The sequence below is a fragment of the Kolteria novifilia genome, assembly GCA_007748055.1.
GTDB classification, from domain to species: Bacteria; Planctomycetota; Planctomycetia; order Kolteriales; family Kolteriaceae; genus Kolteria; species Kolteria novifilia.
In genome coordinates, this window is sequence record CP036279.1 from 24,391 (window position 1) to 47,299 (window position 22,909).

Annotated in this window: 19 protein-coding genes; 3 read left to right on the top strand and 16 right to left on the bottom strand. The window is 62.8% G+C overall.

Features of this window, described 5'->3' with window-relative positions:
* Positions 1 to 41 precede the first annotated feature (41 nt).
* From Pan216_RS00085 to Pan216_RS00110, 6 genes are all read right to left on the bottom strand, one after another.
* Complete coding sequence (locus tag Pan216_RS00085; protein ID WP_145253193.1) at positions 42 to 782, bottom strand: OmpA/MotB family protein; 741 nt, start codon at positions 780 to 782, stop codon at positions 42 to 44.
* Positions 783 to 812: 30 nt separating this feature from the next.
* A complete protein-coding gene (locus Pan216_RS00090; protein WP_145253195.1) occupies positions 813 to 1,574 on the bottom strand; it encodes a motility protein A in 762 nt (253 codons plus the stop codon).
* Positions 1,575 to 1,794: 220 nt separating this feature from the next.
* Positions 1,795 to 3,240 (bottom strand): sensor histidine kinase, encoded by a 1,446-nt coding sequence (locus Pan216_RS00095; RefSeq protein WP_145253197.1) that lies wholly within the window; start codon positions 3,238 to 3,240, stop codon positions 1,795 to 1,797.
* Between the two features lie 403 nt (positions 3,241 to 3,643).
* Positions 3,644 to 5,068 (bottom strand): type 1 periplasmic-binding domain-containing protein, encoded by a 1,425-nt coding sequence (locus Pan216_RS00100; RefSeq protein WP_145253199.1) that lies wholly within the window; start codon positions 5,066 to 5,068, stop codon positions 3,644 to 3,646.
* Positions 5,069 to 5,256: 188 nt separating this feature from the next.
* Positions 5,257 to 5,535: a hypothetical protein gene (locus Pan216_RS00105; protein WP_145253201.1), complete on the bottom strand. Its 279-nt coding sequence runs from the start codon at positions 5,533 to 5,535 to the stop codon at positions 5,257 to 5,259.
* A gap of 352 nt (positions 5,536 to 5,887) precedes the next feature.
* A complete protein-coding gene (locus Pan216_RS00110; protein ID WP_145253203.1) occupies positions 5,888 to 6,643 on the bottom strand; it encodes a tyrosine-protein phosphatase in 756 nt (251 codons plus the stop codon).
* Positions 6,644 to 6,800: 157 nt separating this feature from the next.
* Here Pan216_RS00110 and Pan216_RS00115 point away from each other — a divergent pair, with 157 nt between their 5' ends.
* Entirely contained in the window at positions 6,801 to 7,166 is a 366-nt protein-coding gene (locus tag Pan216_RS00115) for a hypothetical protein (RefSeq protein WP_145253205.1), read from the top strand.
* A gap of 291 nt (positions 7,167 to 7,457) precedes the next feature.
* On the opposite strand, the gene Pan216_RS00120 is transcribed toward Pan216_RS00115, so the two are convergent.
* A complete protein-coding gene (locus Pan216_RS00120) occupies positions 7,458 to 8,687 on the bottom strand; it encodes a hemolysin family protein (RefSeq protein WP_145253207.1) in 1,230 nt (409 codons plus the stop codon).
* A 957-nt stretch (positions 8,688 to 9,644) separates the two neighbouring features.
* Here Pan216_RS00120 and Pan216_RS00125 point away from each other — a divergent pair.
* Complete coding sequence (locus Pan216_RS00125) at positions 9,645 to 11,042, top strand: serine/threonine-protein kinase (protein ID WP_419193089.1); 1,398 nt, start codon at positions 9,645 to 9,647, stop codon at positions 11,040 to 11,042.
* Positions 11,043 to 11,326: 284 nt separating this feature from the next.
* Here the strand turns inward: Pan216_RS00125 and Pan216_RS00130 are convergent, their stop codons facing one another.
* Positions 11,327 to 12,511, bottom strand: coding sequence for a hypothetical protein (locus Pan216_RS00130; RefSeq protein WP_145253211.1), 1,185 nt, complete (start codon positions 12,509 to 12,511; stop codon positions 11,327 to 11,329).
* Positions 12,512 to 12,685: 174 nt separating this feature from the next.
* Here Pan216_RS00130 and Pan216_RS00135 point away from each other — a divergent pair, with 174 nt between their 5' ends.
* On the top strand, positions 12,686 to 13,444 hold the full coding sequence (locus Pan216_RS00135; RefSeq protein ID WP_145253213.1) for a class I SAM-dependent methyltransferase: 759 nt from the start codon (positions 12,686 to 12,688) through the stop codon (positions 13,442 to 13,444).
* A gap of 5 nt (positions 13,445 to 13,449) precedes the next feature.
* On the opposite strand, the gene Pan216_RS00140 is transcribed toward Pan216_RS00135, so the two are convergent.
* The 8 genes from Pan216_RS00140 to Pan216_RS00175 all read right to left on the bottom strand — a co-directional run bounded on the left by Pan216_RS00140 (position 13,450) and on the right by Pan216_RS00175 (position 22,615).
* Entirely contained in the window at positions 13,450 to 13,809 is a 360-nt protein-coding gene (locus Pan216_RS00140; protein WP_145253215.1) for a DUF4951 domain-containing protein, read from the bottom strand.
* 46 nt (positions 13,810 to 13,855) lie between these two features.
* The gene (locus Pan216_RS00145; RefSeq protein WP_145253217.1) at positions 13,856 to 14,374 is read right to left on the bottom strand and encodes a flavodoxin; all 519 of its coding nucleotides are present in this window, start codon (positions 14,372 to 14,374) and stop codon (positions 13,856 to 13,858) included.
* Between the two features lie 545 nt (positions 14,375 to 14,919).
* Positions 14,920 to 16,323 (bottom strand): hypothetical protein, encoded by a 1,404-nt coding sequence (locus Pan216_RS00150; RefSeq protein ID WP_145253219.1) that lies wholly within the window; start codon positions 16,321 to 16,323, stop codon positions 14,920 to 14,922.
* A gap of 26 nt (positions 16,324 to 16,349) precedes the next feature.
* On the bottom strand, positions 16,350 to 17,153 hold the full coding sequence (locus Pan216_RS00155) for a HisA/HisF-related TIM barrel protein (protein WP_419193090.1): 804 nt from the start codon (positions 17,151 to 17,153) through the stop codon (positions 16,350 to 16,352).
* Positions 17,150 to 17,578, bottom strand: coding sequence for a secondary thiamine-phosphate synthase enzyme YjbQ (locus Pan216_RS00160; protein WP_145253223.1), 429 nt, complete (start codon positions 17,576 to 17,578; stop codon positions 17,150 to 17,152). Before Pan216_RS00160 ends, Pan216_RS00155 begins: the two co-directional genes overlap by 4 nt.
* Positions 17,579 to 17,886: 308 nt before the next feature.
* The gene (locus tag Pan216_RS00165; RefSeq protein WP_145253225.1) at positions 17,887 to 18,906 is read right to left on the bottom strand and encodes a substrate-binding domain-containing protein; all 1,020 of its coding nucleotides are present in this window, start codon (positions 18,904 to 18,906) and stop codon (positions 17,887 to 17,889) included.
* Between the two features lie 239 nt (positions 18,907 to 19,145).
* Positions 19,146 to 20,123, bottom strand: coding sequence for an ABC transporter permease (locus Pan216_RS00170; RefSeq protein ID WP_145253227.1), 978 nt, complete (start codon positions 20,121 to 20,123; stop codon positions 19,146 to 19,148).
* The gene (locus Pan216_RS00175) at positions 20,120 to 22,615 is read right to left on the bottom strand and encodes an ATP-binding cassette domain-containing protein (RefSeq protein ID WP_145253229.1); all 2,496 of its coding nucleotides are present in this window, start codon (positions 22,613 to 22,615) and stop codon (positions 20,120 to 20,122) included. The genes Pan216_RS00170 and Pan216_RS00175 overlap by 4 nt, the downstream gene beginning before the upstream one ends.
* Positions 22,616 to 22,909 lie beyond the last annotated feature (294 nt).

Sequence of the window (22,909 nt, forward strand, 5' to 3'; positions counted from 1 at the left end):
ATGGGAGTGCCACCAACTGACATTCAGAGACGCATGCCCCTCTAGTCACTGGTCGGGATCGAGCCGCGGCCGAAGTCGGAACTCGCCTCGTCATAGGTCAGGATGTCGACGCGTTCGCGCATCTTCTCGCCCGACTTGAGCGTCGGCATCGTGGCGGCCTCAACGGGCGAGGCGAGGGTCACTTTGACGATCTCTCGGTTCAGAAGCCCGTCGCGGACCAAGCTGGCGACCACCGCCTCGGTCCGCTTGTAGGTCAGCTCCAGCGCGTCTTGATAGCCCTTGCCTCCGGAAAGCCCCGTCGGTGGCAGAAAGCCGCGAACCTCGATCAACGTCTGCTTGGTGCGCAGTTGATCGGCGACGCGCTTGAGATCGTCCTTGGCTTCCTGCGTCAGCGAGGGCGATCCCGGTTCGAAGAGGATCGGACCACCGACGGTCTGTCGTTGGCCGTCGCGCAGGGTCTCGACACGCTTGCGTTTGCCCGGAGGCCCCTTGGAGCCGGCGAGAGCCTTCTTGCGATTCTTGGAGCTACGCCGTTCGATCTGCTCGAGGGTGAGCCCTTTTAATTTGACGGCTTTGTTGAAGGCCTCGGAAGCGGTGAACATCTTGACGACTTCCGGGTCGCCGAACTGTTCGAGGACCGACTCGAGGACCGCGTTCTTGGGCTCTTCCTTCATTTGGCTGATGGCGCAGATCAAGACGAAGAAGCAGAGCAACAACGACATCATGTCGCCATAGGTGAGGACCCAATCGGGAACGCCACCGCCTTCGTCGTCATCTGCCATGCTCACGTCCCGTCGACGGAAGGAAGTCGGTTACGCCTCTTCGTGGCCGCCGCGCTCGCTGGGGGCGAGGAAGACGTTGAGTTTCTGCTCGACGATGCGGGGATTGTCTCCCGACTGAATCGCCATCACCCCTTGGAGGATGAGCATGCGCGCCTTGAGTTCCTCTTTCGAGTAGTAGGCGAGCTTGTCGGCGATCGGCAGGAAGATCGCGTTGGCCATGACCGCGCCGTAGAGCGTGGTCAGAAGCGCGACCGCCATGCCGGGACCGATCGCGGAGGGATCGCTCATGTTCGAGAGCATGATCACCAGGCCGATCAGGGTGCCGATCATCCCGAAGGCGGGGGCGTACTTGCCCATCAGGTCGCAGATCGCCTTGCCGTTCTTGTGGCGGTCGGCGAGCGATTCGATCTCCGCGAAGAGGAGCTTCTCAATCAGTTGCGGGTCGGTGCCATCGACCGCCATCCGCACGCCGGTGGAGATGAAGGGGTCGGTGTCGTCGTCGATGTGGTTTTCGAGAGCGAGGATGCCGTCGCGGCGGGCGACGGTCGCGAACTCGACCAGTTTCGAGGCAAGTCCTTTGAGGTCGTTGCTTTGGGTAAAGACCGACTTCATGACGACTTTGTGCAGGCCGAGGACGCGTCCCAGCGGCATCGACGTCATTACAGTCAGAGTGGCTCCTCCGATCACGATGACCACCGACGCGGGATCGATGAATCCGGGAAGATTGGAACCGATCGCGATCAGGATGAGCGTGAAGGTTCCAATCAGCCCTACGAGCGTTGCGATGTCCATGGGTACGGTGAACCGTCGGTTGAGAGGGATGCGGCCGCTTGGTGACGAGTCAGGCGCCGCACTTGTTTCCTGGTCCACGTCGGCGAGGGTGACGATACGGGCGCACCTTCGCTCCGTCTTCAGAAGATTAGGTTATCATCGCGGAATCCGCAAAGTTTCCGCGCAAAGATCCTTGGCATGGATGCACCAGTCGTGCGTCAGGGATGCTGGTGCGTCGAGATCATTCCTGGTCGGCGCGCGGCAAACGCAGGACGAACCGGGTTCCCTGGGCGGCGTCGCTGGTGACGTCGATTTGGCCCCCCATCGCGGTGATCGCCTCATGGACCAACGCGAGACCCTGGCCGCGCGATGCTCCCTGCTTGGTGGAATAGCCCGCTTCGAAGAGATGCGGTAGTGATTCAGCGGGGATGGGACGCCCCGGATTGTGAACTTCGCAAATCATCATCGTTTCTTCACGTGTGAGCGCGACCGTGATGATCCGATCGCCCGCCGAGTCGCGCATCGCCTCCACCGCGTTCTTCGCAAGATTGACGAAGACGTGTACCAGGGCTCGGCGATCGGCCCAAACCGCGTCCTGCTCCGTTTCGCCCACGCGCTTGGTGGTGACTCCTTCGGAGCGAAGCCGCATCTCAAGCAGTTTGCAGGCCTCCGCCCAGGCGTCGCCGAGGCGGACGACTTCAGAATGCCATTCGTCGTCCATCCCCAGGAGGTTGCGATCGAGCTGTTCGACGGTGAGGTTGATGTAGCGCGAAAAGGAGTCGATCCGCTGATGGGCCTCTTTGGCGAGGTCGTTGGAGGCGGCCAGGTCGGTGCGCGGATCGAGATGATGCTCCGCGAGAAGCTTTAAGTAGGTGCGCAGGAGTCGCTTGAAGCGAACCTCCTCGAGTCCGACCCGTTCGCTAGCCTTGGCGAGGGCCTCCTCGTTCTGGTCGACGTATTGGTCGATCATCTCGAAGAGGCGATGGAGATTGCGGCCCTCGAGAGAGAAGGCCCAGAGTCCGTTGCGCAGTTCGTGGCACATCTGCCGTGCGAGGTCGAGCGTGACCTGTTGGCTGCGCAGGCGGGCGGCGCGTTCGCGAATCCGCGAGATATTGGCCCCGAGGGCGACCAGGATGACGATCGCGATGATGACGACCAGGACTTGGGCCGCGCGGTAGAGGGTCTGGATCCGGCGAATGTTGGGCAGGGACTCGAGGCCGCCGCCGTAGAACTGGTAGCTCACCTCAAGGGTGCCGACCTTCTGGCCGAAGGGATCGACGAGGTCGATGTCGAGTTCGCGCCAGTGATCGCCGCTCGCCAGGGCGCTGCTCGAGCGCCAGTTGGCGAAGATGTTGTCCTCGATGTCCCGAATACGGATATCGCGGACGTCGGTACGGACGACAAAGCGGTCACCTTCGGTGTTGATGAGATTGCCGAGGGTTTCGACGAGGAGTTGCCCGGCCGCTTGGCGGCGATCGCGGAGTTGGTCGACGATGGTGAGGCCTTGGGCGTCGGTCGCGAGTCGGGCCCAGTCGACCCAGATATCGCGTTCGACCTCTTCGACGGTGGGGGGCCGGAGGGCGACGAAGGTGGTGATCACGACCACCAACAGCGCGACGATGCCGAGGATTGTCAGGAGTCCGGAGATGCCGATTTCACGGAGGAGGTTGATGCTGGTCCGCTTCATCCATGGACCCCGCGGACAGAAGTCCTTCCCGGTGCATGACGGTCGGTTTTTCGATCTCGGGAACGAGGGGTCATGAGCGATGGTCCATCGAGCCAAGCAACCGCCCTGGCTCTTGCCCACGCGACGACGTCGTTCTCACGAGTAGGGGGAGAACTGTCGCGCGTTGGATCCCGACCGGACGATGTTCGCCACCATACCGCGTCGCCACACGGATTGGGAACAGGTCTTTTGGTCGTGGATCGTCGGTCAGGCTATTGGCTGACGTCGGGAAGACCCCCTCTATCTCCCCCTTGGACAAGGGGGAGCAATAGGAACACAAGCCAAGCCCGCCAGGGCAGCTTGGCGCCCCTGACTCGACAAGGGGGAGCAATCTCCCGATCCTTGACTGCAAGCTCTTGACAGTCTACTGCCAATGGGGTGGCAGGATCATCTCGTAGGAACTGAAGTCACCGGAGGGAACGACGACGATCGCGCCGCCTCCTTCGCGACGATCGCCGTCCTGGAACATCGTCTCGGTGGCGCCTGGCGGGACGTAGTGCTCGAGTTCCTCGGCGAGCGTGGTCGGCGTGGCATCCTTCCCGAGCCGCTTCAAAGCGCTGAGCAGGGTGAAGGCGACCTCGCGGTTGAGACTTCGCGTCGGGATCGAGCGATCCGAGTCGGTGACGATCGACGGATCGATCGGATTGACGTGATCGAAGAAGATAAACGGCGCCGGCGTCCGCCCGACCACCTCGCGGAAACTGTGATAGTTGGTCGAGTCGCCCGACAGGAGGACCAAGTGCTCGCGGACCATCTTCGAGACGTCCGGATCCGACCAAGTGCGGAGCGTCTCCTCCAGGGCGTGGGTGAAGCGACGAAACGGTGTCGTCGTCACCGGCAGGACCAAGACCCAGCGATTTCGCGGGTTCTCGGCCATGCGGTCGATGGTTGCTCGGGCGAGGTCCCACTCCTCGGGGTTGGGGTCTTCGTAGCGACCGGTCGAGGTGGTCAGCGACCAATAGGGACCGTCGGGGTCGAGCGGGTCGCGGCCGGCGAACTCGGCGGGCGGCGCCACGGCGATCGGGCCGAACGCTTGCGTGAGGGACTTGTTGTAGCGGTGAGCCAGGTCGACCGAGAAGGGATCGTCGACCACATCGACGATGATCGCCCGGACCTTGGCCTTCGCGAACCCCTCGTCGGCAAAGTACGTCACGAGGCGATCGACGACGGTCTTCGCTTGATGTGAGTTGTTGAAACCGAAGCGGAACGAACGCTCGGCGTGGATGTCGATCAAATCGTCCTTGGTCGCCTCGGTCATCAGCAGGACCGGAGCGCGGTCGGGGTCGGGGCAATCGGCCAGGGCCTCGGCGATCGCCAAGGTCAGGACGCTGTTGTGAGCGCCGACGAGGGCGACGGGAGGCTGGGACTGAGTGCAAGCGCCGGTGACGCGGCGGTGAATGCTACCGGTGCCGACGTCGGGGTACCAGCGAAAGAGGACCGGCTTGGGGGAGAGCTCGACGAGGCATTCGTGGGCCTCGCGGCGGGTCGACACGTCGAGGTCGAGACGTTTGGCGGCGAGTTTGACGCCGGCGACGAAGTCGACCCAGCGGCGTTCGTTGGTGCCGGGGAAGACGACGCCGACCTCGCTGACGTCGGCCGACGGAGAGATCCAGCGCGAGGCGACGACCGCGGCGATGCCGGCGCAGAGGACGACGGCGCCGAGCGCGATCAGGAGTATCCTCTTGCTGACAGGCATCGTGTCCGCCGTGGTCGATTCCAACAGATGACTCGTCGCGTGGGGACTATCCCAGCGCTGGTCGCCGGCCGCACTATGCCAAAGGTCTGTCATTGCCGTCAATCCCGTCACGATGGCGGGCCGGCATGATGGCGATTCCTCGCCGCCGGCACCATCGGTTTCTGTCGATTCGCCGGGTCGGTCGGGCCCGATCTGTTAGACTTGCACCCGAAGGGGCGAATCGTCGTGAGTTGTCCTGGCAGCGCCTTGATCCATTCGCTGCCGTCTCAATCAGCGGGTTGCTAGCGTGTGCCGAACTCGGGAGCCGGCTCCGGCGCGAGCGACGGGATGGACAACAGTAGCAAGAGCGTCAGCGCCAATCCCGATGTTAGAGCACAACCGAGGTGGAAGAAAGAAGCGACCAGAATGACGATGCCCTGTCCGAAGAGGCTCACCAGCAGTAGGGAGTCGGCGATCTCACGGATCGCGGGGACAGGACGAAGGGCGCCGAGGGCCAGACTGCCCCATCCGATCAGATGAATGGTGATCGCGACGATGCTCAACATCAATTCTGGTTTCACGCGAGATCTCCTTCCTTCGAGGCCCGGCTCACGCGGCGGCTTGGTGATGTTCGCCCTCGCGCCGGGTTCCTCTGGATGTGGTGAAGCGGCCTGCCACCCGTCGTCACCAACCACGCTTGGGGGAGCGATCGCCGTTCCAACGGAACCGGGTGACGACGGGTGAGGACAGGCCTGTGCCGTCATCTAAACGCAGGGGACGTGCCAAAGTGGTTGATTTCGGGCTCAGAAGGGACGGATTTCATCCGATTTGCCTCGATTCCGAACCAAAATGGCCCAAAATCGGCGCAAAAGCGCACACGGCCAGGGGGGGAGCACCAGAACTCTGGTGTTGGCCATCGGTTATCTGGTGAGCTCAGCCGGCAGGTGCCAGAAGTTCACGGGGACGCTCATGAAGAAGCGTTTGAAGGCGGTCTTGGCCGTACTCGTCCTCAAGGCGTGTCATCCCCTCGAACCGTCCTGGGAGGCTGTCGGGTTTGTGCATATCCATCGCGAGGACGTAGTAGCGGTCCTCGTCGAGGAAGCGTCGGGCGAGCTCGGTCGCCCGTGGTCCCTCACCGCCGGAGATGCTGTTGAAGTTGCCTTGCAGCCAGACGCCCAGCCGCTCGGTAAGTTCGAGGACTTCGTCTAACTGCTTGTCAGAAATCAACATACGTTCTGGGTGGGCGAGGACCGGTTGGTAGTCCCCGTCGAGGAGGAACCGAAAGACCTCTTCCGCCGAGTTGTCCCAGTTCTCGTCCCAGAAATCGACGAGGACGTTCTTGCTCGGCCCGAGGGTGGGAACGCCGAACTCCTTCAGCACCCGCACCGTGTCGCCGTCGATACGGACCTCCCCACTTGCCCAGATCGCGTAGTCGATGCCCGCTTGAGCGAGTTCGGCGCGGAGTCGCTCGACGCGTCGGGCGACGTTGGCGGGCGTGTTTTCCGGGAAAAAGGCGGGCCAAATGTGGGGAGTGCAAATCGTCCCCGAAAAACCCCGCTCCAGGAGCTTCTCCACGCAGTCGAACGATTGCGAGAGGTTCAGGCAACCGTCGTCGATCCCGGGCAACAGGTGGCTGTGAATGTCGATCCAGCCCTCGGCAGGCAGGGTCTCGTTCGCGGGCGGTGTCATCAAATCGGCCTCCAAGCCAGACGGATGCAGGGGAAAATCCCTGTTCCCAATTCGTTGGGGTTGGTAACCACCGACACGCGGCGCTTTCTAGCAGTGTGGGGGTGCCTTCTCAACTACGGGACACGTTCGATCCAGGCCAAGTTCGCGGGAGAATCGGGTGGGGCTGTTGACGGCAATGACCCGCGAAGGGCGATGGCAGATGCTCCTGCCGCCACTTCTGCTGGTCGCGGCACTGATGGTCGACCGACTCGGAGGGGGCAAGCTCCTCCTTGAGGGGCGGGCACACCCGATCGTGCTCTTAGCCGTTGGCATGATTGGATTTGGAGCGATGATACCCTGGAGCTGGCGCCGCGTGGTTCGGCGCACTCCCGAATTGGCGGGGAGCCCGCGAGGGCGGCTTTTCCATTCACTCATCGTTCTGCTGCACTGGATGGTCTTCGTCTTGCCGGCGTTGGCGCTGGTGATCGGCGGGTCTTGGGGGCTCGGTCTCGTCGAGGCGGTTGCTTGGACGAGCGTTTTCTAGGTGCACGGTCAAACGTCCAACTTCGGATTGCCGGTGACGTAACTCGATCTCACTGGCTGACAAGCCGCCAGTGGTACCCGAACATCAGGTCTCGACGGGGCATTGGTGTCCTAATTGGTGAGTTCGCTTCATCAAGACTCGCTCCCCTCTCGCGGGCGAGCCTGCTGAGTCATCGGCGTTCTCCACATGGGCATGGCACCCAAGAGTCTCTTGGGCAATGAATTCATCCGATCAGGCACGAGAAGATACGGGAGCCGGGGTTTCGCTCCCTGGTGCATGGTAAGGCCCGCCCTACGGGTTGTTGTTGGAAGAAGGGGGGCCGGGCTCGTCGGAGGGCTGAGACGGCTTGGGGCCGGAATCGGCGTCGGAGATCGCGAGCGACTGGTCGTTGGTCGGCGCCGTTTCTTCCGACGACGTTTCCCCGTCGGTCGACGGGTCTTGCGACGCGTCCTTGGTCAGCATCCGTTCTTCGGCACGAATCCGCGCGAGTTCCTTCGCCCGGGCCTTGGCCCGTTCGCGCGCCACCTTTTGCAGGTCGGCATGCCGATCGTGTTCGTCGACAATCTCGTCGCCGAGCAGGCACTCGAGCACATCTTCGAGCGTGACGACCCCTTCGAAGCCGCCATACTCGGAGATGACGCCGACCATGTGTCGCTTCTCCTTGATGAACTTGTCGAGCAGTTGGTGCCCGCGCATCGACTCGGGAACGAACTCGAGATCGCGCTTGATGTCCCGTAGCGTCTTGACCGCCGGTTTGGGGCGGACGAATGCGTCGAAAACGTCGCGACGATGGACCATGCCGACGATCTGGTCGGGGTCTTGGTCCTCGGTGAGGGGCAGGCGACTGTGGACCCAGTGCCGGCTACGTTCCTTGACGTCCTCGATCGGGAGGTCGGCGGGAAGGCTGTAGACGACGGTGCGCGGCGTCATCAAGTCGGCCGCCTTGACTTGATCGAGTCGCAGCGAGTTCTCGACCCACGCCAGTTCCTGCGGACGTAGCTCGCCTCCCTTCATCGCCAAGCGGGTCATCGCCATGATCTCCTCTTCGGTGGGGAAGAGGTTCTCGTCCTTCTGGGTGAAGAGCGCCATCACCAGCGCCGAGATCTTCACGACCGGCCAGATCAGCCAAATTTGCACTTGGATCGGCCAGGCGATCCAAGGGGCCATCTGATAGGCGTAGGTGACGCCGAGACTCTTGGGGACGATTTCGGTCACGAAGAGGATCGCCAAGGTGAAGACCGCGGCGAAAATCCCCAGCGCGAAGTCGCCGTAGTTGTGGCCGACCAAGGCTCCGCACCAGGCGGCGCCGACGGTGTGAGTGATCGTGTTGATGGTCAAGATCGCGGCGATCGGTTCCTGCATGTCGGTCCGCAACCGCGCCAAGAGATCGGCCCCGAAAACTTGTCGTTTTCGCAGCAGTTCCACTTGGGAGGGCGTCACCGTGTAGAGGACGGCTTCGAGAAGGGAACAGATGAAGGAACCCAGCAGGGTGATGCCCGCGACCGTTAGGATGGCTGGCATCGAGTCCTACCTTCGAGATTCCATCGTCGTGGGGATCGGTGACGAACGTCATTCATGTCGACGTGGAGATCCTGGACCGTCAATGGTGTTGGAAAAATCTGTGTGATCATCACGTCCAGATCGTACTGGACTACCCCCCTGGGTTTCAAGTCAAAGATAGGTTGAAGCGACCCTTCGCGGGCTGGTTTTCCACGACTGGGGCCGCCCGAAGTTCTCGGTCGGCCGCGTGGCGCCGAGCTTGAAGTTCGGCACACGGCATGGATTTGTATTCTATACTAACCTCAGCAGTGCTCCTAGCGACGATAAATGTTCCCTGGGGGGACGTGGTTTTTCGACGGCGGTTTCTTCGCCATCCACGGGATGGGTCGACCCCGCGGCGGTTCCTGAGCGAGTGCACCCTCTCGCTATTCGCGGATCGGGAACCCGTCGAAGGCTAGGAGATTGGATGTTCGCTCGTCGGCACTTGGTGCCCGATGTTCTCACGGCCGGGACATCGCCCCTCTGACAGGGAAGTACTTCAAGGCGAAGAGTCGAACGCAGTCCGATTGGGCGTGTCCTCGTCGAGGCTGGCAGTAGGTTCCTTCGAGATGCGTGCGACGACGCTTCTGGGGAGTGTGTCCACGCGAGGGTCCGTGCGCGACGGTGTCGACCGTCGTCGCAAGGTTGAGCACTTGGATGGGTTGTCGCGCCGACATGTGTCGAAAGCGATGGCCTATGCGCTTGACCTCGGGGCCCTCAGAGCGAAAGATCCAAGGAACCTATTCGTCGAGCTGGTGGCCTGGAACGCCCCTTGAGAGGGTTCATCTCGCAAAGAGAATTTCGCGTCCAGGCGTCTACGCTTCGTACTACCACTTGTTGGGAGCGGGAAGTTAGCGCAATGGACGTATTCATGTACCGCTGGGCAGGCATGACGCGATGACTGTCCGGATTGGACGTACTCCACAAAGTGAAGCCCTGATGGCGAACTTGCTCAAGCCGAATGCGCAGTTGATTCCGGGCTACCGCCTGATCCGTCACATCGGGCGTGGCGGATTCGGAGAGGTTTGGGAAGCCGAAGCTCCCGGCGGGCTCTCCAAGGCGATCAAGGTCGCACCGGTCGAGTCCTCGCGCGAGCCGCTCAACGTTCGCGAATTGGACGGCCTGCGCAAAGTCCGCGCGCTGCGCCATCCCTTCCTGCTCTCGATCGAACGGTTCGAGGTCATCGACGACGCCTTTCTCGTCATCGTGATGGAACTCGCCGACAAGAGCCTCGACGAGCGCTTCGCCGAGTGTCGCAAGCAGAACAAACGAGGCATCCCGCGCGACGAGCTGCTCCGCTACCTGGTCGAGGCGGCCGAAGTGCTCGACGTCATGAACAAGGAGCATGGCCTCCAGCACCTCGACGTCAAACCGGGCAATCTGCTCCTCTCGTCGGGCCATGTCAAGGTCGCCGACTTCGGGCTCGTCCAGCCGGGCAACACGCAAATGAGCGTGTCGGGAATGGCGATCAGCCCTCCCTACGCTCCGCCGGAACTCTTCGATGGTCAAGTCGAGGACACTGCCGATCAGTACAGCTTGGCGGTGATGTATCAGGAACTCCTGACGGGCGAGCGACCCTTCGAGGCGCCCGACGTTCGCCAGCTCATCTATCTCCATCTGACGGGCAAGCCGAACCTCGCCCCCTTGCCGGCGAGTGATCGATCCATCGTCGCCCGCGCGATTCAACGAGACCCGAGTCATCGTTACCCCTCGTGCCGAGCCTTCGCGCGAGCCCTTCTCGAGGCGACGGGACTCGGGACCTCGATGATGATGACGCCGGCTCCCTACGATGTCGACGATCCGGTCGCTCCCGTCGAACCGGCGAAAGCGCACTTTGTGCGTCACCGCGAGGAGCGGGCCGAGTCGAACGGCCAGAAGGACACGATCCGCATTCCTCGGGCCTTGCCCAAAGCCCCGACGGAAACGCTTTCCGGCGTCTCCGTGACCGAGGAGCGGGTCAAAGCGACCTTTCTCGCGTTCCTGCCACTGGAGATCTACGCCCACAAGCTCCGGGGGTTCATGGATGCCCTCGGCGCGGAACTGATCAATTGCCAGTCCGAGCGGACGGTGCTACGGCTGCGTGGGCAATCGAAGCGGTGGTTCCACCTTCGAAGTAAGGGGCTTTTGCTCGAGATCACCACCTCGAACATCTCGCCGCACAGCGGCGTTCGCGTGGTCGAGACGATTGTCCGTGGCGGTGGTTTGCCCGGCGAAGAGCTCACGCGTCGCGGGATGTTGCTGATTCGCTGCCTCAAGTCCTTCCTCATGGCCAGCGACGACCCGAAGCAACGTCTTCAGAAATCCAACGAACAGCTCCGCGAAGAGATCCTCGGTTAGCGGCCCGTGGCACCCGAAAGTCAGGTCTTGACAGTGCATCTGGTCTCTTTCTCCCCCCTTACCCAAGGGCTTTCGTCCTATTCATTGCTCCCCCCTTGTCGAGCCGGGGGCCCTGAGCAATCCTGGCGGGCTTGGCTTGGGAGATAGAGGGGATCTCTTCTTCTTTCCTTTCGACTTCCACATTCAATCCAACGAAGCAAGAACCAAACCCCCTGCTGTTCCCCTTGGACGACGGGGTGACGTTGAATTGGAACCCCCTTCAGCAGGGGGGATCATCGGAAGGCCTACGTTCCCTTGTCGCGGAGACGCTGGAACTCGAGGATGCGCTTGGCGTCGACGATCCAGTCGGGGTTGGACTGCTCGAGTGAGGAGATCAGTTCCTTGGCCTCCGGACGAGGGGACTCCAACGCGAACGCAATGATGGCGCGACGGATGATGCGATCGCTCATCCGCGGATCGTCGTGGAGGGCCACGATCGTCGCGGTCAGGTCCCAGGCCTCGCGTTTGCGAAGTTCGTCGATCACTAGATCGGTCTGATCGGTGAGCTCGAGCGCCGGCTTCATCCCCGCGAGCAGGCGCGCGCGATCGACTTGCGGCATCTCGTCGAGCACGAAGCGAAGGGCTCGCAACGCGGCGTAGCGTTGGTTGAAGTCGCTCGACGTGTCGCCGAGGATCGTCTGCACGTGGGCGATTCCCTCCTTCGGGGCGAGAAGGCAATACCCCCCCATCAGCCCATCGACCCCCGTTGGCGGACGTTTCGATTCGTCGTCGATCAACTCACGCAAGATCTTGGCATCCTCGGCGTGACCGCAAACGCCGAGCAAGCACCCGCACAGTCCCATCTGGTAGGCGGGAAGGCTCCCGTTCGTCAACCAGCCGATGAGCCGGCGGCGATCGAAACTCGGGCCGGCGGCCGCGACTTCCTTGAATGGAGCGACGGAGAACTCCTTGTAGGCGTCGGTGCCGATGGTCGGATCGTCGTGGTCGAGGAACTGGAAGAAGTAGCCGAGCCGTTGCTTGGGATCCTTCGCACGGCGGTCGACCGCGCCGACCAGGTAGTTGACGAAGGCTCGTTCCTCGACCGGGATGCCGCGATAGGGATCGATTTCCCCCTCGATGACGTCCCCGAAGATGATGTAGTCGGCTCGATCGTCGTCGGCGGCGGCGATGTAGCGGGGAAGCTTGATCTTGCGGCGACCGGCGAGGATCGGATCGGCTTTGATGACCTTCTCGATGTTGATAGTTGTTTCGCCGTTGGGTTGCCCGAGGTCGGCATCGGGAAAGACGCGAGCATCGGTCAGGAGTCCGAAGAGGACCACTCGCGCTTCCTCGACATCGTCGGAGAGCGATTTGCCCATCTGAGCGCAGAATGGGCAAGCCCGCGCGGAAACGCCAGCTTCGGCGAACCAGGCGATGAGCAGCAGAGAGGCGAAGCAATGCGAATAAAGAAGCCGTTTCAGCGACGTCAAGGATGCATCTCCAGGGCAAGGTAGCCGATTCGATCGTCGATCTCCTCTACCGGTGATGCGCCGATGCGTCAAGCAGAGCGGTTCGCGGACGACGGGGGATAGTTGGGCTTGTCTCCGGAGGGCGCGTCGACGGAGACTGGGGGAAGCAAGTCATTCGCGAGAGGTGCCGTCGGAATGTCCCAGAAGAAAAACAAAGCCGCTTGGGACCAGATTGCCCAGGCGCGGAACAACTTCTCTAAAGTGGCGACCGATCGGGAGTGCCGCGATCCGCTGGGGACGCTCGACTCTCGGGGCTGGTTGCCGCGGAGCGTGGCGGGGCTCGACGTGCTTTGTCTGGCTTCCGGCGGGGGATGGCAGTCGATCCTCTACGCGAGTGCCGGCGCCAGCGTCACCGTCGTCGACCTCAGTCCGGAGATGCTGAGTCTCGACGTGCGCGAGGCCAAACGCCGGGAACTCGACGTGCGCGCGATCGAAGCCTCCATGGATCATCTTCCGATGCTGGGTTCGGCGACGTTCGACATCGTCCACCAACCGGTCAGCACCTGCTACGTCAGCGACATCGGCAAGGTCTACGCCGAGATCGCTCGCGTGCTGCGTGGTGGTGGGCTCTACATCAGCCAGCACAAGACGCCGACAAGCCTGCAGGTCACGCGTCAGTGCAGCTCCAACGAATTCGTCGTCGGTCTGGAGTACTACCGAACGACCTCGCTTCCGAGTGTCGAGGATGGTCGCTATCGGGAAGAGGGGGCGATCGAGTATCTCCATCGCTGGGAGGAACTGGTGGGGGAATTGTGTCGACAGGGGCTCGTCATCGAAGACTTGCGCGAACCCTATCGGGGGGAGCGGTTCGCGATCAGCGGATCGCACGGCCATCGCGGACGCTTCGTCGCGCCCTACGTGAGGATCAAGGCGCGACGTTTGCCCATGTCGTGATGAGATCAGTGCGAGGTGGCCCCGGCGTGCTTTTGAGAGCACTGGTGCAAGGCATGCCGGAGCAACTCGGCCCGGAGGCAAGCACACGGGTGCTTGGGGTTGATGCGATGGACATTGCGAAAAAAGTGCCACCAACGCCGCAATTGCATTTCCGTGAGCGGAAGGTCGCGAAAGTCATTGGAACCGATGTTCGCCAGTCGCTGGGCCGCCCCCCGCAAGCCGACTCCCCAACCGATCATCGCATGGCCGAAGGTCGAGTGACTGATCGAGTCGGGGAGGCTGGGGACGGAAAGACGTCTGACGGCGTTCGCTGGAGGCTGGGCCGGCATCCGTGTCGTTCGCGAGGCACTGGGTGGTTGGGGCATCGAGTGGCGACTCCTTGACGATGATCATACCGCGGACAGCGAGCTGCTAGGCGGTGGCGGCTCCGATCTCTTCCTTGAGTTGGGCGACCCAGCGTTCGATGCGCTCGGCGGAAAGTTCCGGCTCCTGGTCCTCGTCGAGAACCAAGCCGACGAAGTGTTCCTCGTCGTAGAGACCCTTGGACGCTTCGAACTCATACTCCTCGATGGACCAGATCCCGACCAGGTCGATGTAGAGGGGCTGGAAAGCGGCCCAGAGTTCGCCCATCGCGTCGACGAAGGTGTCGGGGTACCCGACGCAGTCACCGAGTCCGAAGATGGCCAGCCGCTTGCCCGAGAGGTCGATCCCCTCGAGTTTCTCAAGCATGCCGGCCCAATCGTCCTGCATTTCGCCGATGTTCCAGGTGGGTACGCCGACGATGATAAAGTCGTACTCGACGAACTTGGCTGGTTCGATGGTCCCGACATCGAGGACGTCACAGTCATCGCGTCCGAACTCATCGGCGATGAGGGACGCGGAAGTTTCGGTATTCCCCGTCGTCGATCCGTAGACGATGGCTGTCTTCATGGGTGGGTCTCCTCAGAGAAAAGTTGCCTGCCGACCCCGGCGACGCGTAGGGGCCTAGGGGCACCGTCGACGTCGCGTGGGCATCATCAAGTGAAGGTTGGTCGATTGGAACCAATCACGTCGTGGCGTCGGCTGAGACGACGGTTCAATTTCGGACCGCACAACAAGACAATGAGACTCAATCTCATTCCAATCCAAAAACAAACCTAGCCAGGTGACATGAAGAATCAAGACCGTTTCCCCACATTTTCAACGGTCATCCCGGCCACCCATCCACGCCGATTCCCGGGAAGGATGACGGATCGGTGTTCCCCGTCCCTCGATCCACCGCCACCGCCAGTGACGTCACGGAAGCGGGGCGTGCGATGTAAGGGCAAATCATAAAAGAGGTTATGGAAGAAAAGGCATGAAGTTAGAGGGAGAGAGAGCGAGCAATCCACGCGCGTGCCTCCTCGCGGGAGGTTCGGGGGCAGGGTCTCGGAAAAAGGGGCGCGTGACGCTCCCGAGGGCTCAAGAGCGAGCCCCTCGGGCGGGATGGGGTGGTGCTAGCTTCCCTGGGGCGGATCGACGATCGGGAGCGAGGGATCGCCCCCCTTGTCGTCCTTGCCGGAGGGATCGGTCAACGTCGGTGGGGCCGTCGGGAAGGGTTCGTCGTCCTCTTCCTCAATGAAGACTTCCTCGAACTCGGTCTCGTCGACGTCGCGACGCAGCAGGAAGTAGATGATCGTCGACTGCGACCAGAAGTAGCTATACGCGAAGCCGACGATGCCCAGGAAGAAGACATGCGCCCAAAGGCCCACAAAGAGAGCCGAGACGTAGGTCGTTCCCGTTGGCGAATCGGCTTCGGGCCCGAAGCTTTCCCGCCAGCCCCCCGCGAGCGGGACGTATGCGTAGAGTTGCCGCAGTTCCGTCTCGCCACCGCCCCAAGCCACCGAGTACTGCGACATGTGCAGCACGGCGTAGGAGAAGGCCGTGACGAAAACCATGACGATCGCCCCATAGAGGATCGCGAGCACCGAGTAGAAGAGGTAGTGCCACGGACGCGTCAGGACGTAGCTGTACGATCGGCTCAGCGAGTCGAAGCTCTCGGTCGCTTCGGCGCTGATCGCCGCGAACATCAAGGGCCAGCCGAGCACCAGGCCGAAGAGCATGATCGTCATCACGAAGCCGGCCGCGAGCGGAAGAAACCAGATGATTCCCGCGAGGACATCGATTCCCGGAATGATCGAGAGGATAAAGCCGGCGATCGCGCACAGGATGACGATGAAGACGACGCCCAAGAACGGGAAGACCGGGGCGCCGAGGTAGCTCAAGTAGCGGCGAATGACGAAAGTCAGTGCCTCGCCGAGACCGACGTGACCGTCGCGAGCAACTTGGACCGCGGAGATCCGCGTGATCGCGCCACCAAAGAGGGACCAAACCAGGAGGGTCCACGCCATCAGCAGCGTGCCGGGGATCGCCGCCCAGGGGCCGCGTAGCGTCAGGCCCGCCGGGAAGAGAAGGCGTCGAATGGGCTCGAGGGTCAGAAACGCCGAGGCGGGAATGCCGCCGCGCCAGCCCTTGCCGCTGGGATCGAGGACACTGCGGTAGACGTCCGTGCCGCGTTCGGCTTGATCCCACGGCATGTAGCGGGACTCTTCGAGCGCGTTGTAGGAGTTCAGGCGCTCTTGGTACTCGAGCTGCTCGAGCTCGTAGTGGCTCAGTTGATCGCCCGTGGCGCCTTCGGGTTTTTCTGGCGCGGTCGGTCGTTCGCCGATGAACCAGAGGGCGATGAAGCTCCACCCGAATGCCATCAGGACGGCGCCCGCGGCCCCGAGGGCGAGTTTCTTCAAATCAAGGGCGATTCGGAAGCCGCGAAAGAGATGAACCCAAGGAATCACCTCACGCAGTTCCACGTTGCGCAAATCGAAACGGTCGTCGGTCATCGTGGTTCCCGTTACGGATGCCATGCTTGGCGTCGTTTCAGCTCGAGGCGTCAGCCCGGACCCGGCTTTCGGTGCGTTATAGCCTCGACGCCCCCGAGAGCCAGCGTTTTATCGACGGGATCATCCGTCGCCAGCCAACGACCCAAATCGGCCCGGGAAAGACTCCCGTCGTGTAGGGCCGAGGCGACCAGGACCGCCTCGACGCCCAGGGTCTCGAATCGAATCAGCTCCTCAAGGGTCTGAATGCCGCCGCCGACGCTCACCGTGAGATCGGGCCGCTCCATCCGGATGGAACCGGTGAGCGCCTCGGTCCCCGTCCCCCGGCCAAGACCGACCCGGGCGAGATCGAGGAGCAGCACGTGACGAACCCCCGCGGTCCGGACCCGCTCGACGATCTCCTCGGTCGATTCGGGCCAGCGCTCACTCGCGGTGAGCGCCCTTCCCTCGTTCATGTCGAGCGAGAACAGAAGCCGTTCGGGTCCCATCCGGTCGACCAACGCATCGAGCGCCTCCGGGGATTCGAGCGTCTCGAGGCCTGTGACGAGTCGGTCGATCGCGGGATGGTCGGCCCAGGCGGGTGTCACGGCGTTTCGTTGGCCGGCGTCAATCCAGAGTCGTAGCCCTCGTTCAAAAGCGACATCGAGGATTTCGGGATCGAAGTCACCGCCGGCGATCGCGTCGAGATCGGCGATGTAGGCTCGGCGGAAGCCGAACTTGCGCAGGGCCGCGGCGATCACCCGCGGATCGCTTCCTGACGCGAGGACCGACGCGATGGGAGAGTAGTTGCTCCGCTGGCCGGCGACGCCGTGGACGACGTGTCCGCCGAGAAGGTCGATCGCCGGGACAATGTTCACCGAGTCTCTCCGACGACCTGGACGACGATCTCGCGTTGTCGGGGGCGGGTGTCGAAGTCGATCAGGACGATTTGCTGCCAAGTCCCCAGGACCAAGCGGCCATCGACAAGCGGCACGGTGATCGATGGGCCGGTGAGACTGGCGCGGACGTGGGAATGGCCGTTGTCGTCGTTCCAGGTCGCTTCGTGCTCGTAGTAGCCGTCCTCGGGGGCGACCCGTTCGTATGCCGACTTGAGGTCGGTGTTGACGAGTCCCGGTTCGAACTCGGTCGTGGTGATCGACGCGGTCGACCCGACGACGAAGACGGTGACGATACCGTCGGTGATGGTCCCCTCGGCGAGGCACGACTGGACCCGGGCCGTCATGTGCAGGACTTGGGCGTTGCCTTGGCTATCGACTTCGCAACGATGGGTTTGAACGGGCATGCTTTTCTCCAGACGGAGTGCACCGGGGGCAAGGACGGGTTCGGACAACGGTCAGGCTGAAATGCTCCGGTGCTTCATCACGAACCGATTTGATGTCGTTGACTCCAGTCTATCGTAAGGGACGCGGGTCCGTCGGGCAGGAGAAATAGGGGCGTCTCGCGCATAGCCCACCTGAAAAGCGAGCCTATCGAGCTTCCCCATCGGAAAGGTGAGTTCTTCGAGCATGCCCACCTCGAACGGTGGGCCTTTCCAGCATGCCCACCTCGAGCGGTGGGCATGGCACCCGGAAGGCTCCGCATCCGGAGACCTCAGAAGTCGTAGAGTTCGACGTTGGTCTCATCAAAGATGATGGGAGGCCCGAGGATGACGGTATCTTCGCTGACGTCGACATCCTTGAGCCGGCCGACCGGCTGAACGCCATTGTTGAGCTTCTTCTCCGCGAGTTGTTTCGCGGCGGCGACGGTCAGGTAGCCGAGATCGACCGGATTCCAAAGCACGAACTTCTTGACGGTCCCATTCTCCAGGTAGGGACGGACCACGTTCGGCAGGCTCAGGCCGGTGACGAAGATCTCGCCCGATCTGCCCGACGCCGCGACCGACTCGGCGACCGCGGGCAACGCTAGCGACGTGATTCCCAAAATCCCGTCGAGTTCCGGATGGGCGTTGAGGACGTCGGCGGTCATTTGTCGGGCGCGGTTCTGGTCTTCGTTGGGAACGAGTGTCGGAAGGAGTTCGATCTCGGGGTAGTGCTCCTTTAGCCGACGTTTCATGATGGCGATCCAGTCGTTGAGATTCGCCGCGGTGGCCGTTCCGGTGACGATCACGGCGGTCCCCTTTCCGCCAATGCCCTCCGCGAGGACGTCGACCAGCGAGTTCCCGATCGACTCCGCGGAGGCTTGATTGACGAAGAGGTCCCGTCCCGACGCCGTTTCATCGGCGTCCGCGTCGAAGGTCACCACGAGAATCCCCGCCTCGCGAGCGCGCTTGAGGGCGGGAGCCACGCGTACCGGGTCGTTGGGAGCGATCGCGATGATGTCGAAGCCCTTGCCGATCCAGAGGTCGATCATCGCCGCCTGCTGATCGGCGCTGTCGGTTTGTGGTCCGTCGAAGACCAGATCGATGCCGAGCTCATCGGCCGCTTCTCGGGCTCCCCGTTCGCATGCGTTGAAGTAAGGAATCCCGACCAGCTTCGGCATCATCCCCATGACGAGACGTTTGGAGGCGACCGGCTCGGTAGTGGGCGCGTCGCTCCCCGCCCCGCAGCCAGCCGCTGTTCCCAAGCATCCAAGGATCAACAGGCGGACTAGCCGCGAGGGCAATCGGGGCATCGATGAACGACTCCAACGGAAAGGGTGAACGTTCGACAGTCGAAGATTCGATCCAACATTCGGAACTTCTGTGACTCTAAGCTTCAGGGTGCGATGCCCACGCTTGTCGTGAGCATGGGGAGAATACCTCTTGTTCGGTCAACCTCCCACGCAAGTCTCTCACAAGGCTTGCTGCCACGGGCTCGCCGGTCAACCGGTGCGAACAACGTGATCGCGTCTCGACGGCATCTCCTCGCTTGTCAGCTCAGCCGCCGTTGAGACAGCCGCTCGTTCCAAATCGCCAAGCCGACCATGAGCACGCCGATGACGACTTGACGCGAGTGGGCGTCGATCGCGAACGACACGTTCAGTCCGGGAAGGGTAAGCCTTGTCCCTCCTAGGAACCCAAGAGCGATCTCGAGGTTGGCGATGATCGCGATCCCCAAGAGGGTCCGCGGGATGCCACCCGCGCCGCCGGTCACGCGGGTCCCTCCCAACACGACGCACGCGATGACCACTAATTCCATGCCTTGAGTCGTGTCGGCGCGAATCCCTCCGCCGCGTGCAGTATAAGCGACCGCCACCAGTCCAGCCATCGTGCCGGATAGGGCGTAGACGGCCCATTCCATGCCGCGAACCGGCACCGCGGCGAATCGGGCGGCGAGTCGGTTGTCGCCCATCGCGTAGAGGTAGCGACCGAAGACGGTGTGGTGAACGAGAACGTAGAAGATGATCGTGGCGATTGCGAAATAAAAGAGCTGTAGTGGGATGACTCCCAGCGACCCCTGCCCCAGGATCGTGAAGCCAGCGGGCATGCCCGAGACCGGTTGGACGCCACACAGCGCCAACGCGATCCCGGCATAGAGCGCCATCGTCGCCAAGGTCGCCACCAGCGGCGCGATCCCAACGAGAGCCAGAACGCCGTTGAAGCTTCCCGCGAGGAATCCGGTGAGAACGCCCCCCAGGACGGCGATTGGCCAGACGAGCTGCGCGTCGCGCCAAAGAACGCCGATCACGACACCCGAGAGGGCGACGATCGAGCCGATCGACAGATCGATCCCACCGATCAAGATGACCGGAGTCATCGCCAGCGCGAGCATGCCGATCTCGGCCCACGGCCGCCAAAGCTGTGGGACGTACGACGGCCGCGCGGCGTAGCGGAAGACCAGCCACACCATCAGTCCCAAGATTGCCACGGGCAACAATCGCGTCGCCGTGGAGAGCCAGGCGGTTCTCACGATATTCTCGTTCTCACCAGACGTTGCAAAACGACCGCCGCCAGCAGGAGCAGTCCCATCACCAAGCCGTTCTGTTCGACCCCGACTTGCCAGAAGACGAGCGCGTTCTGCACCAACGCCAAGAGGATCGCCCCCAGCAGCACCCCAATCACCGTGCCACGGCCGCCGGTGATCGCGACCCCGCCCACCACCGCCGCGGCGATAGCGCGCAGTTCGTAGCCCATTCCCAATCGTGTCTGCATCGTCCCCGTTTGCGCAAGCTCCATCAGCCCCGCGAGCCCCGCGCAGAGGCCGCCGGCGCCGAACGCGAGCAGCCAGAGACGCCAGCGAGAGAGTCCCACGACGCGCGCGGCCGTCCGCGAGGAACCGATGGCGTACAGACTCCGACCGCTCTTGGTGTGCTGGAGCCAGCAACCGGTGAGTGTCGCGACCAGCGCCATGATCACGATCGCTCCCTCGACGCCGAGGAGTCGACCGGTGACCAACGACTCGAAGGCCGGAGGGATATTGGTCAGCGCTCGCCCTCCGGTTAAGAGTTGTAGGAGGCCTCGAAAGAGGGTCATCGTCCCGAGGGTGACCACGATCGGATGGATGCGACCGAGCAGTGACAGCGTCGCGTTGAGGCATCCTCCCGCGAAGCCGGTCGCCAATGCCATCACGATGGCCAGCGGAATCGTCAGCCAGGCGGGACCGGGCAACCCGAGGATCAGGCCGGCGACGCCCGCCGAGAGTCCAAGCAGGGAACCGACGGAGATGTCGATCCCACCCGCCAGAATGACGACGGCCGAACCGATACCCATGACGGAGAGGACCGAGGCGTTGCTGAGAACCTGAAGGAGATTGTCGCCCGTGAGAAACTGACCATTGGTCCAAGCGAGAAGCAGTCCCAGCAAGACGATCGCGACCGAGAGACCCCCTTCACTCGCAAGGGCCCAGGGGGTTCGACGTCGGGTGCGCGGCTGTCGACGGTGTCCCTGGTCGTCGTCGCCCGAGGGAATGGCGGTGTCGCCGATGGCTAGCGCCGATGTCTCCCGCGCGGGATAGCTCTTGATGGCCTTGCCATCGCGAAAGACGACGACGCGATCGGTGTGGTCCATCACCTCGGGCAGGTCGGAACTGATCAGAATGACCGCGCACCCGGAGTTGGCAAGCTGGCGAATGAGCTGATGAATCTCCGCCTTCGAGGCGATGTCGATGCCCCGCGTCGGCTCATCGAGCAGGAAGACCTTCGGCTGCGTCAACAGCCATCGGCCGAGCACGACCTTCTGCTGATTCCCACCCGAGAGTTGCGCGATCGGCTGTCGCGGGTCCTCCATCTTGATTTGAAGCTCGTCGCGGATGTCGTCCGTCGCGGCCTTCTCCGCGCTTCCCCGGACCAAGCACCAGCGAACCATCTGCCGCAGGTTCGCGAGGACCGTGTTTTGGCGAACCGAGAGGTTCGGAAGGATTCCCTGGTGAAGCCGATCTTCCGGCAAGTACGCGATGCCCGCCGCGATTGCTTCCCGCGGGGAACTGATGACGATCTCCTGGCCGTTGACCTCCAACTTCCCCTTGGAACGCTTGCGAAGACCCGCGACTACCTGCGCCCACTCCGTTCGGCCAGAGCCCGTCAGTCCGTAGAGACCGACAACCTCCCGCGGATGAACGACCAAATCGACGTCGGTGAAACGCCCCCGCGCGTCGGTGAAACCCACTGTCTTCAGAAGTGGCGTGGCCCCGGCGGGCGTCTCGGCCGAGATCGTTCGTGACCCGAAGAGTGGGGCGCGCTCGCGACCGACCATCGCTTCGACCAAGCTGCTACGGTCGATGTTGCCGGTGACGCCGTGCCAGACTCGTTGGCCGTCGCGCAGAACGGTGATCCGGTCGGCGAGCCGGAAGATGTCAGGCTGGCGATGGCTGACGTAGAGGATCGCCGCGCCGTGTTGGCGAAGTTCTTGGAGCCGGTCGAAGAGTCGTTCGCTCTCGGCTCCGGAGAGGCTACTCGTCGGTTCGTCGAGGATCAGCAGCCGCGGCTCGTTCGCCATCGCAGTGGCGAGCTGAACCAGGTGACGCTCGGCGATGGAGAGACGTTCGGCGCTCGCGCGGACGTCGATCGACGCGTCGACCAAGTCAGTCGCTCGGCGGGCCGACTCGCGGACGCGCTTCCAGTCGACCCTTCCCCACGTCGTCGTTGGCAGACCGTCGGCGAAGGCCATGTTCTCGGCGACCGAGAGGGTGGGAAAGAGCGTCGGCTCCTGGTGAACGGTGATGATGCCGAGCTTGCGGGCGTCGTGGGGACTGTCGATCCTGACCTGAGCGCCCTGGAAGAGGATGCGTCCATTGTCGGGAGTCACCACGCCCGAGAGGATGCCGATCAGGGTCGATTTGCCCGCGCCGTTTTCGCCGACCAGGGCGTGGATTTCCCCAGCTTGGAGGGTGAGGGAGACGCGATCGAGAGCGGTGACCCCGAGGAACTGGCGCGAGACGTTCGACGCTTCTAACAGTGGGGGCATGCGAGCGATCCGTGGGCATTCGACCGATCTCGCCTTCGAGCATCCGTTCCCCGCGAGCGGAAATCTCCCGAGAAGACCAGGCCGTCGTTGACGATGCTGCTAAACGTCGTCGACAGCGTCAAGCCCCGAACCGACCAACTTGGCTCAACGGGCGCGTCGCCGGGCAGGCGTCGCTGGGAGGATTCGACCATTCCCCACATTCTCATTTTAGGACCGACTCGAGCCACGCTAGGATGGAGCGGGACGGGAGATTGCGCGCTCGGCCTTTGCGCGAGCCGTTCGCTCGTTCCTCGT